The sequence below is a fragment of the uncultured Campylobacter sp. genome, assembly GCF_938045595.1.
In the GTDB taxonomy this organism is placed as follows: domain Bacteria; phylum Campylobacterota; class Campylobacteria; order Campylobacterales; family Campylobacteraceae; genus Campylobacter_B.
Genome location: NZ_CALIBB010000254.1, coordinates 1 through 14,360, shown reverse-complemented (window position 1 = coordinate 14,360; position 14,360 = coordinate 1). Strand labels below are relative to the sequence as shown.

The 14,360-nt window shown below is 43.7% G+C and carries 12 protein-coding genes and 2 pseudogenes; 11 read left to right on the top strand and 3 right to left on the bottom strand.

The window, feature by feature from the left end:
• Positions 1-624: 624 nt before the first annotated feature.
• The 10 genes and pseudogenes from folD (at position 625) to Q0340_RS09755 (ending at position 8,735) form a co-directional block, all read left to right on the top strand.
• Positions 625-1,482: a bifunctional methylenetetrahydrofolate dehydrogenase/methenyltetrahydrofolate cyclohydrolase FolD gene (folD, locus tag Q0340_RS09800; protein ID WP_298083152.1), complete on the top strand. Its 858-nt coding sequence runs from the start codon at positions 625-627 to the stop codon at positions 1,480-1,482.
• The gene (lepB, locus tag Q0340_RS09795; RefSeq protein WP_298083151.1) at positions 1,483-2,328 is read left to right on the top strand and encodes a signal peptidase I; all 846 of its coding nucleotides are present in this window, start codon (positions 1,483-1,485) and stop codon (positions 2,326-2,328) included.
• Positions 2,329-2,337: 9 nt separating this feature from the next.
• Positions 2,338-2,505: pseudogene (locus Q0340_RS09790) on the top strand (RpiB/LacA/LacB family sugar-phosphate isomerase); the annotation flags it as partial.
• Positions 2,506-2,811: 306 nt separating this feature from the next.
• Positions 2,812-3,054, top strand: a pseudogene (locus Q0340_RS09785) (RpiB/LacA/LacB family sugar-phosphate isomerase); the annotation flags it as partial.
• A gap of 650 nt (positions 3,055-3,704) precedes the next feature.
• Positions 3,705-3,947, top strand: a complete 243-nt coding sequence (locus tag Q0340_RS09780; protein ID WP_298083150.1) for a hypothetical protein — start codon at positions 3,705-3,707, stop codon at positions 3,945-3,947.
• Positions 3,944-4,492: an adenine phosphoribosyltransferase gene (locus Q0340_RS09775; protein WP_298083149.1), complete on the top strand. Its 549-nt coding sequence runs from the start codon at positions 3,944-3,946 to the stop codon at positions 4,490-4,492. The genes Q0340_RS09780 and Q0340_RS09775 overlap by 4 nt, the downstream gene beginning before the upstream one ends.
• Before the next feature lie 2 nt (positions 4,493-4,494).
• A complete protein-coding gene (locus tag Q0340_RS09770) occupies positions 4,495-5,112 on the top strand; it encodes a DedA family protein (protein WP_298083148.1) in 618 nt (205 codons plus the stop codon).
• Positions 5,087-6,547: a leucyl aminopeptidase gene (locus tag Q0340_RS09765; protein ID WP_298083147.1), complete on the top strand. Its 1,461-nt coding sequence runs from the start codon at positions 5,087-5,089 to the stop codon at positions 6,545-6,547. Before Q0340_RS09770 ends, Q0340_RS09765 begins: the two co-directional genes overlap by 26 nt.
• Entirely contained in the window at positions 6,548-7,651 is a 1,104-nt protein-coding gene (gene ychF, locus Q0340_RS09760; protein ID WP_298083146.1) for a redox-regulated ATPase YchF, read from the top strand.
• 649 nt (positions 7,652-8,300) lie between these two features.
• Positions 8,301-8,735 (top strand): hypothetical protein, encoded by a 435-nt coding sequence (locus tag Q0340_RS09755; protein ID WP_298083145.1) that lies wholly within the window; start codon positions 8,301-8,303, stop codon positions 8,733-8,735.
• A gap of 711 nt (positions 8,736-9,446) precedes the next feature.
• Here the strand turns inward: Q0340_RS09755 and Q0340_RS09750 are convergent.
• Both Q0340_RS09750 and Q0340_RS09745 read right to left on the bottom strand, forming a co-directional pair.
• Entirely contained in the window at positions 9,447-9,980 is a 534-nt protein-coding gene (locus Q0340_RS09750) for a hypothetical protein (RefSeq protein WP_298083144.1), read from the bottom strand.
• Positions 9,981-12,365: a molybdopterin-dependent oxidoreductase gene (locus tag Q0340_RS09745; protein WP_298083143.1), complete on the bottom strand. Its 2,385-nt coding sequence runs from the start codon at positions 12,363-12,365 to the stop codon at positions 9,981-9,983.
• A 163-nt stretch (positions 12,366-12,528) separates the two neighbouring features.
• Here Q0340_RS09745 and Q0340_RS09740 point away from each other — a divergent pair, with 163 nt between their 5' ends.
• Positions 12,529-13,176, top strand: a complete 648-nt coding sequence (locus Q0340_RS09740) for a helix-turn-helix domain-containing protein (protein WP_298083142.1) — start codon at positions 12,529-12,531, stop codon at positions 13,174-13,176.
• A gap of 354 nt (positions 13,177-13,530) precedes the next feature.
• On the opposite strand, the gene Q0340_RS09735 is transcribed toward Q0340_RS09740, so the two are convergent.
• Entirely contained in the window at positions 13,531-14,118 is a 588-nt protein-coding gene (locus Q0340_RS09735) for a hypothetical protein (protein ID WP_298083141.1), read from the bottom strand.
• Between the last annotated feature and the right edge of the window lie 242 nt (positions 14,119-14,360).

The following is a 14,360-nucleotide window of genomic DNA, read 5'->3' as shown; positions in this document are numbered from 1 at the left end:
GCGCTCTTTGCGCGATATTATAAGCTGCGCAAAGCCTAAATTTGATAAATTTGGTCGTTTAAATTTATTCAAAATTTTAAATTTCAAAGGGGATAAAATTTTTATGAGCGCTTTTCTAAATTTTGTAAAATTTTACAATCAGCCAAGGATTAAATCATAAAAATTTTGAAAGGATCTATGGTGCAAAAGATCGTTTTATTTCTGTGTGCGGCGCTGTTTCTATGCAGCTGCTCTAGGAGTGGACCGCAATATGTCCCAAAGCCAGAGCAAAATAAGGCACCGAGCCACCATTATACAGGCTACTATTATGCATAGCGTATATTGCGCGGCGGGCGCGACGCGGAGCGTTTAAAGGCGAGCAAATAACAAGGTCGTAGTAGTTCTTGCTCAAACAAGGCTTCATTCCGCAATGCAAGCCTTAGCAGCGTTGCAGCCTGAATATAGCGGTGTCAAGGTGTCCATCCGTCTATAATGACGATAAAATTTAGGCTTATTTGAGCAGGCTTAAATTCAGGACGAAATTCTTTTTAAAATTCTTTCAAATTCCCATAAAATCCCGCTGAATAAATCTAAATTTTATAAATTTTAGGGTAACATTTGCCTTATTTTTTAAAAAGGCTTTAAATGACTTTAATCGACGGCAAAAGCATAAGCGCGAAGGTAAAAGAGGAGATCAAAGCGGCCGCTTCGGATCTTGCCGCAAAGGGCATAGAGCCCGCGCTGGCGGTGATTTTGGTAGGCGAGGACGCGGCTAGCAAGACCTATGTCGCGAGCAAGGAAAAAGCCTGCGCCGCCTGTGGGATCCGATCCGTAGCGCACCGCTTGAGCTCCGACGTGAGCGAGGCGGCGCTTTTAGAACTGATAGAAAATTTAAACGAGGATGAGAGCATCGACGGCATCTTGGTGCAGTTGCCGCTTCCAAAATACATTGATACGAATAAAATTTTAGAAAAAATAAGCCCGCAAAAGGACGTGGACGGATTTAGCGCGATAAACGTAGGCAAGCTTACTAGCGGGCTTGCGGACGGTTTTGTGCCTTGTACTCCGCTTGGCGTGATGCGCCTGCTTGAGGAATACGGCGTGCAGATCGCGGGCAAAAACGCCGTCGTGCTGGGTCGTAGCAATATCGTCGGAAAGCCGATGGCGAGCCTGCTTCTAAATGCCGACGCTACCGTCACTATCGCTCATAGTAAGACGAAAGATTTAAAGCAGCTTTGCGCAGACGCCGACATTTTGGTTGCCGCGGTCGGCAAGGCGCATTTTGTGGGCGCCGATATGGTAAAACAAGGCGCGGTAGTGATCGATGTGGGGATTAATCGCGGCGAGGACGGCAAACTAAGAGGTGACGTCGATTTTGACGCGGTTGCGCCGAAATGCTCGCTAATTACCCCCGTACCCGGAGGCGTGGGGCCGATGACGATTGCGATGCTTCTTGGCAATACGATAAAATCGGCGAAAAATCGCTTAAGACAAAGAGCCTAAATGAAAATACTAAGCAAAATTTATCACTTTTTATCAAGTTGGACGGGGACGGTCATCGTCGTTTTATTCGTCATTCTTTTTGTTGCGCAAGCCTTCGTGATCCCCAGCGGATCGATGCGCACTACGCTTTTAGAGGGCGATTTTTTATTCGTTAAAAAATTTAGCTACGGCATCCCGACCCCGCATATTCCATTTGTAGAGTGGCAGGTAGCTCCTGATAGCGACGGAGATGGACATATCATCCGCGGCGAGGGTCCGAAGCGCGGCGACATCGTGGTTTTTCGCTATCCGCTTAATGAAAAAATGCACTTTGTAAAGCGAAATTTTGCCGTAGGCGGCGACGAGGTGATATTTGATCTGAATAATTTCTACCTTCGTCCGCATGAAGGCGACGAGTTCATTGCTGCAAACTACGATACTCGCGACATTGTGATTTTGGGCGGCGAAAAATATGTCAAAGAGCCGTATAAATTTAAGGGTATTCACTACGACCCTAATGCTAGAAACTCAATGCTAACAAATGTCAAAATCGCACTTGAGAAGGGTGAGCTTTCTATGAAACCCATTAGTCTAAGCGAAATTCCTCACAGCTTCGAAGCTGCGGGGATAAGCTTCAATGCCTTTTACATCAAAGTGCCGCAGGATGAGTATTTTATGATAGGCGATAATCGAAATAATTCCGCCGATAGCCGCTTCTGGGGTCCGGTACCTTATCGTCTGATCGTCGGCAAGCCATGGTTTACCTATTTTAGTATTGACGCCGATCGCAAGATCCGCTGGGAGCGAATCGGGCGCTTCGTCGATACCTTGCAAAACGATGAGAGCCTAATCTATGAGCAAAAATAAGGAGCGGTAATGCAAATAAATAAAATTTTCATAGCGAGCGATCATGCGGGCTTTCGTGCCAAAGAACAAGCTAAAAAAGCGCTCGCCGCTTTAGGTTACGAAGCGGTCGATCTTGGCGCGCATAGTGCCGAAGCAAGCGTGGACTATCCCGATTTTGCGGGCGCGCTGGCGGATAAAATTTTAGCCGAGTGCGAAGCTTGCGCGCGAAGTGGAAATTTTAAAGAAAACGATGGCATAAATTCTGCTACGGCTGCAGAAAATTCCGAAGCGGGCGGCAGTGAAAATTTCGGCGCAAGTATAAACGGCTGTGGAAATTTTAACGACGCCGTACAATGTAGTGGGAAAAATGAAAATTTTAACGTTGTTAAAAACGCTAGTCGTCAAAATTTTAACGCTAGCGAAAGCATGACTACCTGCGTAAACGCAGCCGTAAGCCAGAATGCGAGCAAAGATAAAATTTTAAATTCCACCGACTACGGCATTTACGGCGTTTTGATTTGCGGTACGGGCATCGGTATCAGCATCGCCGCAAACCGCCACGCTCACATCCGCTGCGCGCTGTGTCATGACGCGACTAGCGCTAGATTAGCCAGAGAGCACAACGACGCCAACGTCCTAGCCTTCGGTGAGCGATTGATGGGTGCGCTGGTGATTGAAGATATGATTAGGGCGTTTTTTAGCACCGATTTTGCGGGCGGCAGGCACATTAAGCGCGTCGCAAAGCTAGGCGTTTGCGGCAGTGCGAATTGCGCGCATGGATTTGATGGGGAGAATTTCATGCAGAATTCCGCTCAAAATTTTACGGAACAAAGCTGTGGTGCTAATTTAAATGGGCGGAATTCCAAATTAAGCTTCGGTGGCAAAACCCCTTCTTGCAAAAATCCTATCGACACGGATTCCGCATTAAATTGTGCACGGAGCTTTAACGATAAAAATTCCTTATTTACCGGCGAGAATTCCTTGATAAGCTTTTGCGGTGCACATCATATAAATTTAAATTCTGCGCACGCAAAGATAATCTTTGATGGGAAAAATCCATTGGGTAAAAATTCCACTAGCACAAATTCTACGTTAAATTTTACGCGCGAGAGCGTTTGCAAGAAAAATTTTGCTCAAAAAGCTAGCCGCAAAGATTTTGTCGGTTTGAACCTCACAATTATGAATTCCAAGGTTACAAATTCCTTCTGCATGAACGTTAAGCCAGAAAATATAAATTGCGCCAGTACGGGTTTAACAGATGAGGATTCTGCTATTACGAGCGTAAATTTAAAGGGAGCAAATCTTTCTAACGCGTATTTTAGAGGCATAAATTATGCCTATTTTAGCATAACCTCCGCTACTATGCGCTTTGCAAATCCAAATGAAGGAGGCGAGCAATGAGCGTAGCATTAGGTGTTTTAGCACTACTTTTTGCGGTGCTACTTATTCTATCGATCCGAAAAAATTCTAAAATTTACGCCTTACTTCGCAAGAGCGAAGAAAGAATTTCAAAGCTTAAAAGCGATAACGAAAAGCTCAAAACTGCCCTTCGCTTCGGCATTGAGGCTCTGCAAAACGAGGAGAGCGAAAACTGCAGCTTAAAAATCCAAAACGCAAGATTGAAAAGAGGTAAGCTATGAAAAGCCTAAGCAGCGAGCAAAAAAGCTATTTATTTCACTCGATCCGCACCGTGCGCGACTTCCCAAAGCCCGGTATTTTGTTTTACGATATCACGACGCTCGTAGGCGATCGCGAGGCGTTTAATTTCCTGCTTGATCATCTAGCCGAGCGCTACGCCGATTACGGACTTGATTACATAGTAGGCATAGAAAGTCGCGGATTTATTTTTGCAGCGGCACTTGCTGCGAGGTTGAGGGTCGCTTTTGTGCCGATTAGAAAGCCAAAGAAGCTTCCTTATATCACGATTTCGCAAAAATACAGCCTTGAATACGGCTTTGATCAGGTCGAGATGCACGTGGATGCATTCTCCGGCGTGCAGGATGCCAAAGTGCTGCTAATCGACGATCTTATCGCCACCGGAGGCACCGCACGGGCGGCATTAGATCTCATCGCGCAGACGCAGGCCAAATGCGTCGAGGCGTGCTTTTTATTAAATTTGCGCGAGTTAAACGATCTAGGCGAGTTTTCGCGACGCACAAACGTTTATTGCGTTTTAGAGGCGTAATTTTGGAAGAGCTACTTAAAAATTTATTACAACAATACCACCAATACGCCTATATCGTGCTTTTCGTTTGGTGTATTTTAGAAGGCGAAATTGCTCTGATTTTGGGCGGCATAATGGCGCACGAGGGGCACATAAATTTGCCGCTAGGTATCTTTGTCGCGGGCCTTGGGGCATTTTGCGGCGATCAGTTTTATTTTTATATCGGTCGCTACAACAAAAAATATATCAGTAAAAAGCTCGCGGCGCAGCGCCGAAAATTTGCGATCGCGCACCTGCTTTTGCAACGCTACGGCTGGCCGATAATTTTAATGCAGCGCTATATGTATGGCTTCCGCGTCATCATCCCGATGAGTATCGGCATCACTCGCTACAGCGCAAAGAAATTTGCGATTATCAATCTTTTTAGTGCTTGGTGCTGGTCGGGCGTAACGATGGTTTTGGCGTGGTATTTTGGCGAGGAGATCTGGAGCGGGCTGCGGCTAATCGAGCAACACTGGTATTTTGCGATACCTATCATAGGCGGAATTTTATATCTATTTTTTAGGTTATTTAAACGTATGGAAAATCACTTTATGAACTCACGAAAGGAACGAGATGAAAGTAAAACTGCTAGATCGTAAAATTAACGAGATAGAGGCGGATTTTGAAGTTATTTTAGTCGTGGATAAAAATTTAAATCACGAATTTATTAAAGACGCGGATAAGTTTGCACTTTTTAATTATAAAGGCGAGGGCAATCTGCTGTTAGCTGAGAGCGGGCGGCTGTACATTGGCGTCAAAGCGCTAGAATATGACCGCGTCCGCACAGCACTTGCGAGCGCATACAACACGCTTAAGGGCTACGCAATTAAAAATTTCAAAATCGCCTTTTACAAATGCGGCTGCGACCGCAGAAGCACGATGGCGATGGTCGAAGGCGTGCTTTTGGGCGGCTATGAGTTTAATAAATACAAAAGCGATAAAAAAAACTCCAGCTTGAATGAAATTTTAATCTCGACGCAGGAGTACGGCGGCAGTAGCCCCGACGTGCAAAAGATGAACTACGGCGTACAGCAGGGCATCGTGATGGCAAACGCCGCAAATTTTGCGCGCGACGGCGTCAATGAGATCCCTGAAATTTACACGCCCGAAAAGATGGCGAGCGAGGCTGAAATTTTAGCCTCGAACTACGACGACGTGAGCGTTAAAATTTATGACGAGGACTTTTTGCGCGAGCAGAATATGAATGCGTTTTTGGCGGTCAATCGCTCCAGCGCTCATCCGCCGCGCCTCATCCACCTGATCTATAAGCCGCAGCGCTGCCTAAAGCGCGTCGTTTTCGTCGGCAAAGGGCTTACTTATGACAGCGGCGGGCTAAGCCTCAAGCCTGCCGATTATATGCTTACGATGAAAAGCGATAAAAGCGGCGCGCTTGCTGCGATGGGCATCATCAAGGGCGCAGCCGAACTTGAGTTGCCGTTTGAGATACATGCGGTTATCGGCGCTACTGAAAATATGATCGGCGGCGATTCGTATAAACCCGACGACGTGCTACTTAGCCGCAGCGGCGTGAGTATCGAGGTGCGAAACACCGACGCAGAGGGGCGGCTCGTGCTTGCCGACTGCCTAAGCTACGCGCAGGATCTTGAGCCAGGTCTGCTAATCGATATGGCGACGCTAACCGGCGCTTGCGTCGTGGGCCTGGGCGAATACACTAGCGGTATCATGGGAAACAGCGAGGAGCTAAAGCGTAAATTTAAAGATCTTAGCGGCTGCAGCGGCGAGCTATTTAGCATTTTGGAATTTAACGATTATCTGCGCGAGCTAATCAAAAGCAGTATTGCAGACGTCTCTAACTGCGCTTCCAGTAGATACGGCGGCGCGATAACTGCGGGGTTGTTTTTGGATAAATTTATAAAAGACGAGTATAAAGACAGGTGGCTGCACCTTGATATCGCGGGGCCTGCGTATCTGGAAAAGGCGTGGGGCTATTACGCAGCGGGCGCGACTGGCGCGGGCGTGAGAGCAAACTTATATTTCTTGCAGGCTCTAGCCAAAGAGCTGAAGGACGCGTAGATGGGGCTTTCAGTAGGGATCGTAGGGCTTCCGAACGTCGGTAAATCCACCACCTTTAACGCACTTAGCGGCGCGCAAAACGCACAGGCGCAGAACTATCCGTTCTGCACGATCGAGCCCAATAAAGCGGTCGTGCCCGTGCCCGATGCGCGGTTAGCAAAGCTGGCGGACATCGTTAAGCCCGGTCGCATCGTGCATTCGACCATTGAGTTTGTAGATATCGCGGGCCTCGTGCGCGGAGCTAGCAAGGGCGAGGGGCTGGGGAATAAATTTCTTTCAAATATCCGCGAGTGCGAGATCATCCTTCATATCGTGCGCTGCTTCGAAAGCGGCGACATAACCCACGTCGAAGGCTGCGTCGATCCTATCCGCGACATCGAGATCATCGAAACCGAGCTTATTTTAGCGGACATCGAGCAGCTTGGACGCAAAATCGAGCGTCTCGGCAAGGAAGCCAAAGCAAGTCAAAAGGGCGCAAAGGAAGCTCTTGCGGTAGCAAACGAGCTTTTGGCGCATCTAAACGACGGCAAGCCCGCTTCAAATTTCGCGCTCAAAGAGGACGAAAGCTACATCGCTTTAAATCGCGAGCTGCGCCTGCTTAGCGCCAAAGATGTAATCTACGGCGCAAATGTGGACGAAGACGGCATCGCGCAGGATAACGAATATGTCGCGCGCGTAAGAGAATACGCAAACGCCCGCGGCGCGGAGGTGATCAAGCTCTGCGCCAAGATCGAAGAGGAGCTCATAGGGCTAAGCGACGAGGAGACGCACGAGATGCTGCAAAGCCTGGGCGCGCAGCAAAGCGGGCTGGAGCTCATCATCAAGCGCTCTTTCGCGAAGCTCAGCCTCATCAGCTACTTCACCGCCGGCGAGATGGAGGTGCGCGCGTGGACGATCACGAAGGGCTGGAAGGCTCCGAAGGCCGCGAGCGTGATCCACAACGACTTTGAGCGCGGATTTATTAGAGCCGAGGTGATCGGCTACGAGGACTACATCGCGTGCGGCGGCGAGAGTAGGGCGAAAGAAGCGGGCAAAATGCGCCTTGAGGGCAAGGACTACGTCGTGCAAGACGGCGACGTAATGCATTTTAGATTTAATGTTTAAATTTGCGCTGCATTCGAGCGAAATTTAAAATTTACAGAGTTTTAATTTACGCCGAATTTGTACACCCGATTCAAATTTTTAAATTTGCGAAATTTGAATTTCTATGGCGTGTGAGAATTCGGAAATTTAAAAATTTTAGTTGAAAGCAGCGATTTAAAATTTTGAAATTTCATAAAAAATCCCCGGGATCGAACGTATGCTCGGGTTCGGCTCGATTTTAAAATTATATAAATTTAACTCGCGCAGGACGGAACTTTAAACATTATCGTAAGTAAGCTCAACTTTACAATATCTATGCATTTTAATCCGCTGCACTTTTCGGCGAGCGAATTTCGTGCATGGACTATAGATATGAACCTTCTGCCAAAACCTGAAGCTAAAAGCAAAATCACGGGTAGAATCGAAATTTGCGCGTCCATACATTGCGCAAAGGTATCGACACATTCGCGCTTTTTGAGATTAAGGGCGTGCGTTTTCGCATACGCTGCTCGGTTTTAGCGAATTTCTATGATTGCGTGTCGTTAATATTGATTTTGATGGGACTTCTCGCCTATCTTAACGCGAGTGTGCAAAAATTAAAATTTTAGCGCGAACGCCACAGAAAGTAGCGCGGATTTTACGAAATTTTACCGAAATTTGGAGGAAAATAATGTGGCATTTAAAAAAGAAAGCTTCAAGCAAATTGAAATTTTTCACAATTATCGGCAAGATGGAAAACTTAGAAACAGACTGGGGGCGAGACGGACTGTATATAACATTTGAGGTAAAAGGAATAAGATTTTTTGACTATCCCGATCAATGTTTTGCTGATAACGGCGATATAGTCGAGGTAACGTATTGTTATCTTTCACCTGAGTCACCTAGCGTAACGCATGTTTTGATTTTAGCTAAGTATTCAAATTATATGAGAGTGAAACAGGCTCTAGCTATAATTTGGGATTTTATATTAATAGTTTTTTTAATCGTAACGTTTCCCATATGGTTTTACGGCATTAGTAAGTTATCCATTTTATTATATATTGCCTTGGGGTTCTGCATCTTGCAAAGAGCTTGTAAAAAAATCAAAATTTTATATGAAATCTAGAAAAATAGAGGCTAATTTGTTTTTATTTTTCCGCGTATTAACGCATAAATAAAAACCATTTGTCTTAAGCATCGTCCTGTGTGCCTATCGTAGGTCTCGTCCCGCTGCCGTAGTTTTGCGTGCGGTTGTCAAATATCTTCGGTGCTTCTAACTCGTCTTTATTAGGATCATACAGCGAGCAAATTTAGGTGATATGAAAGTTTGTCTTTGACCTTAATAAAAAAAGGCTTTATCGATAGAAATGTAAAATTTATACCGCACGGCGGTAGGTTCTGAGCCAAAACCGCATAAACGAAAGCGGCGATATACAAATTTAATGCGCGCGCAAAATGTTACCGTTCGGCGAAAATTATATCGCTAAAAATTTTATCGAAATGCCAAAAATACGAAGAGATCTTGCTCTTGCGTTGCAAAGGCTCATTGGATATAAATTTAAAGCGTAAATTGCAATCCAGGGCTCGATTTGATTAACTTGAGCCCTGGATTCGAAATTCGTTTTAAATTTTGGATCGAAACACACCAAGGACTAAAACGTTACCTCCCAGTTAAATCTAAAATTTCTGCGTGGCGCGTAAAACCTGCCGATGCCCGCACCCGTCGCTTGATCTATCATATTGACCGTTCCGAAAGCCCTGATCGAGCGCGCGCTATCCCAAGTGATATCTCACAATAGGCCAAATTTAGATTTTTATCCAAATTTGGCCTAAAATTTTAATCTTCTTCTTTTGCGATTCCGTCTTTTGCAAAGGCTTGCATAAAGCGTAGAATTCTGGATTTTTCTTCATCGTTTATTTTGGCAAATGTTTGCATAGCGATTAGATATGCATCCCATTCGTTCATCAAATGCTCTTTTGGTTTATGGGCCGCGTGACATGAGCTACAAGTGTCATAATAAACAAGCTCGGCCTCTTCCCATGAGGCGTAGCTATTTTCATTTAACTTTTTACTGTCTATTAGGTACTGCGCCTTCGGCTTTGCCTCTTGATTTTTAAGCATTAAAAAGGTTATCAACGGATCTTTTTTGTAGGCTAAGATATTTTTGTTATCAGTAACTTCTCCGCTAACTTCGATAAGCGTTAAATCACCTTCTTGCTTTATAAATTTTACTGGCGTACCTTCATAAATTTCGCCTACGACCTCTTTGGTTTTAGGATCAAGCAAATCGGCCTTGATATCAAAGATAAACATATCTTTTGCAAAAACAAAATTTGCCAATACCGCCGCTAAAAATAGAATTTTTCTCATTTATGCTCCTTTTATTATCGGTGTTTTAATGCCGGCATAAGCCTTGGCATCAACTTTTTTGACAGCCACCAAGCAAGTATTTATAGAAGTGGCTTGGGCCATAGTCGAAGTAGGTCTTGAGCTGGTTAATAAATTTACGTGTCCTGCGTTACATCTTGGGTTTTCATCTGTTAAATTTTCAGGATCATACCAAGCGCCTTCGTTTATAGACACGACGCCCCTCATAATGTCTTTGCTTACGACAGCTCCTGCTAAAATTCTACTCCTGTCGTTATAGACCTCAACCGTATCGCCGTTTTTTATGCCGAATTTTTTAGCATCTTCATCGTTTATAAGCACGGGCTCTCTATTTCCTACTTTATATGCTTTTCTCACAAAAGAGTTATCGAGCTGAGAGTGGATGCGATATTTTGGGTGCGGACTTAGTAAGTGAAGCGGATATTGCTTTGTAAGTTCGCCATTGCCAAGCCATTCTGCAGGCTCAAACCACATAGGATGTCCTTTAAAATCATCAAGTTTAAAATCGGCAAATTTTTGCGAGAAAATTTGAATTTTACCCGTTTCCGTAGCCAGTTTATTTGCTACTGGATCAGCTCTAAATGCGGAGTGACGAACAAATTTCTTTGCCTCTTCGCCCGGTTCAAAGTACACGTATCCTTTTTCCCAAAATTCATCGAAATCTACGTAATTAACGCAATCGCTTCTTTCATAAAAGCTTCTTATGATCTCCTCTTTGCTCTTGCCGCTTGTAAATTTGCGATGCTCTTTTTCGCCCACCATTTTTGCCATCTGAGCAAAAACGTCATAATCGTTTCTGGCTTCAAAAAGAGGCTCTACAACCTTTCTCATCGCATAAACATAATCTTGCGAATAAGAGCCGCCATAGCTTATATCGTCTCTTTCAAGCGGAGTCGTAGAAGGAAGCACTATATCGGCCATCTTTGCCATCGGCGTCCACCAAGGCTCATGAACTACCACTGTATCAAGCTTGCGGATAGCCTTTATAAATTCATTCGTATCTGGATGGTGTCCCAAAACGGTTGCGCCCGTTATATACATGACTTTGATATCTGGATAGGTTATCTCAGAGCCTTTAAATTTGATCTTTTTGCCCGGATTTAGCAAGGCTTCACTAACTCTTGAGGCTGGGATTTTCGCATCTACTTTGTTTTTACCTTGCGGCAAGCCTACCGGCAAACTAACGCCCGAAAACGCTTGTCCGCCGCCGCTATAATGCATAGAAAATCCAAATCCGCCGCCAGGGAGACCAACTTGTCCTATCATCGAAGCAAGCACCATAAGCATCCAGTCGGCCTGCTCTCCGTGATGGGCTCTTTGCATAGCCCAGTTGCCTGCTAAAAATGTACGATTTTTTACAAAAGTATCGACAAGCGCTTTTATAACGCCCTCTTCAACGCCCGTTATCTTTGCTGCCCAAGCAGGAGTTTTTTCTACCATATCTTCGCTCTTACCAAGTAGATAAGGCAGGAATTTATCAAATCCAAAAGTGTATTTTTCGATAAATTCTTTATCATATTGGTTGCTTGTATATAGGTAATGGCACATTCCAAGCATAAGCGCCACGTCGGTATTTGGGCGAATTTTAATCCACTCGGCGTTAAATTTCTTAGCAATTTCTGTGTATTGCGGATCAATTGTGATAAATTTTATTCCAGATTTTGCATATTTTTCAAAATAAGGATTATTTCCGCGATTTGCTATTTTATAGTCGATTTGATTGCATTTAAATAAATCAGCGCCCCACATTACGTAAACTTTGGTATTTTCAAGCATTACTTCATGTGCGGTTTGAGGAGAATAAACTTCCAAATCCCCAACGATAGTTGCATTTACTCTGCCTGCAGCGCCGTTACTATACTCGCCGTCAGTTCCTACCGCTCCGCCAAAAACGGTATTAAAAAATCTACCCGCCACGGAGTTGCAGTTGTGAAGAAGACCGGGATGCCCCCAGCCGCCATAGCTTGCATTATAAATTTCATCCGTCTTTACGCTTTGAAGCTTTTTAACTATTAGCTTCATCGCCTCGTCCCAGCTCACTCGCACAAATTCCTCTTTGCCGCGAAGCTCGGGAGTGTTTTTACCTTCTAGGTAACTTTTTCTAACGCAAGGATATTTTATTCTGGTATCGGAATAAACCCTATCTATCCATGCCTCGTTTCCGGGATATTTGGGGTCTTTATCAGATATCTGCGGTCTAATTTTCACTATCTTTCCGTTTTCGTCGACCTCGGCGTAAAACGCACCTAAATTTGAAGCGTGCGGTATGCTTTTGATCTTACTCTCCTTGGCCATAAGGGGATTTGAGTAAACTACTGCCGTAGCCGCAGCAGATGTCTTTAAAAAATCTCGTCTTGAAATTGACATTTTGTCTCCTTAAATTTCAAAATTTCGTCGCCATTATATTAAATAAATTCAATTTAATTTCATTTTTAAAATTAAATTTAGCTTATTTATTGGATAATAAATCAAATTAAACTTATAAGGATTTTAAATTACATCAAGAATAAAAAGGCTTCAAAAGCTCTGCGTGTTAGTTGTCTGTAACGACGAGAATTTAGTTGAAAAAATAAGGCTAAACAAGGATAAATTCTTAAATTTATATTTTACAAATTTTGATTGCTTTTTGAATTTATATCTTAATTGCAATACAAATTTAGATGTCGTGATTATCGACCTAGATTCTTTGTTTGAGAATAAAGAAGAAATTAATTTCTTTAATATTTCACTCATCTCGCCAAATCAAAAATTTATATTTTTAGCAAAAAACAAAAAAGTCTATTCTAAAATTTTAAAAAATTTTCACGGCGGAAGTTCTGCCATATTATTTAAGCCTATCAAAACAAGCGTTTTGCTTGATAGCATCGCTATGCTATCTCCCAGCCGAGAGATAAGTTTTTTAAAGCTAAATAAAGAAGTTAAAATAAACCTCGAAAAAGAGCAAATTTATAAAAATAACGAACAAATTTTTCTAACAAATTTACAGCATAAGCTGATCTTGCTCCTAGCCCAAAACGTAAATAATATAACCACCTTTTCAATGATAGAAGAGGTCGTTTATCACGATAAAACGAGTTCAAAAATAGCTATGCAAAATTTAGTAGGCGTGCTAAAAAGAAATTTAAATCTTGATATAAAAAACATACATTCAAAAGGCTATATTCTCTATTCCTATTGACTTTTACTGTGATTCTCTTCAAAGTCACACTATCAATCTCTTTCTAATCTGAAAACCGCCTTTATTTATATGGCTTTTGGGGCACGAGTGCATTTTTAATTAAATTTCAATAGAAGAATAGGGACTTATGGCCGGGATTGCGGAGGTATAACGAGAGTATTGAGATGTCCAAAGACACTTGGGTTTATGACTATTGCGGCAGCCTTCACGGACCCTTTATTTTGGCTTATATGGTATCGCAACGTTATTTCTTAAAAATCTCATTAAAAAACTACGAGCGCATGTTGATATATATTTATGCTATAGTTTTCGTCTACGTACCGTCTTAAAGCACATTTGTATTAAGTCTCGCGGCTAAAAAATACCCCGCAGAGCCGCTGTGCCCTCTATATGTCTGTACGGCAAGAAATAATGCACGAAGTTTGTGCAAGTGCCCCCAGGCACGCATATTTCGGCGCTCAGTCTGTGTTTGACATGCGTAGAATCGAGATCAGGTATCTCCAATCCGCCGCTTTTGTAACCGCTATAGCCCATCTCTATCGGCACTTCTAGCTCATCTTTTTCAAAAACGACGCGCCCGCTTTGCACCTGCTCGAGTTTGATATGTTTCAGCATGATCCCGGGCGCGCTCACGTGCTCAAATTTTATACTTAGTTCATACGGAGCGCCAGTGGAGTTGTCGTCCGAGAAGTCGGGCTTCGGCTCGCGCTCGTCGCGCCATGATCGTCCGCCGATAGTGGTAGCTCTTAAGCGGGCGCTGATGCTAAAATCCTTCAGATCTAGCGAAGCGCTGCTAAAATCACGGATGAGCGTCCAGGCTACGACGGTGCGGCCGAAAAATTTATCAGCGATCATATATGTGCCAAAAAGCGAGCTTATGACTACCCAAAACAGAAATATAAATTTAAAAACCTTACGTAAAATGAACTTTAACGTCTTCATCGCTATCCTTTCAATCTAAAGCTTAAGCGGAATTCCGCCTGCGAATCCGCGGATTAAAATTCCGCGCGGTATTTCGCTTATGAAATTTTGCGCTTTTTGGTCTGCGGCGGAATTTTAAGATAGAATTCTGTGGCGAAATTTTGCCGCGAAATTATAAAACAAATTCCACCCATGAAATTTTCCCTAGAACCACGCCTGTAAAATTCCATAAACGAAATTTGGAGCTGAAATTTTATGGGCGA

Excerpts from the sequence above, each read along its gene's own strand:
- folD (WP_298083152.1), top strand. The coding sequence starts at position 625 with ATGACTTTAATCGACGGCAAAAGCATAAGCGCGAAGGTAAAAGAGGAG.
- Q0340_RS09775 (WP_298083149.1), top strand. The coding sequence starts at position 3,944 with ATGAAAAGCCTAAGCAGCGAGCAAAAAAGCTATTTATTTCACTCGATC.
- lepB (WP_298083151.1), top strand. The coding sequence starts at position 1,483 with ATGAAAATACTAAGCAAAATTTATCACTTTTTATCAAGTTGGACGGGG.
- Q0340_RS09750 (WP_298083144.1), bottom strand. The coding sequence starts at position 9,980 with ATGAGAAAAATTCTATTTTTAGCGGCGGTATTGGCAAATTTTGTTTTT.
- Q0340_RS09765 (WP_298083147.1), top strand. The coding sequence starts at position 5,087 with ATGAAAGTAAAACTGCTAGATCGTAAAATTAACGAGATAGAGGCGGAT.
- Q0340_RS09780 (WP_298083150.1), top strand. The coding sequence starts at position 3,705 with ATGAGCGTAGCATTAGGTGTTTTAGCACTACTTTTTGCGGTGCTACTT.
- ychF (WP_298083146.1), top strand. The coding sequence starts at position 6,548 with ATGGGGCTTTCAGTAGGGATCGTAGGGCTTCCGAACGTCGGTAAATCC.
- Q0340_RS09745 (WP_298083143.1), bottom strand. The coding sequence starts at position 12,365 with ATGTCAATTTCAAGACGAGATTTTTTAAAGACATCTGCTGCGGCTACG.
- Q0340_RS09755 (WP_298083145.1), top strand. The coding sequence starts at position 8,301 with ATGTGGCATTTAAAAAAGAAAGCTTCAAGCAAATTGAAATTTTTCACA.
- Q0340_RS09735 (WP_298083141.1), bottom strand. The coding sequence starts at position 14,118 with ATGAAGACGTTAAAGTTCATTTTACGTAAGGTTTTTAAATTTATATTT.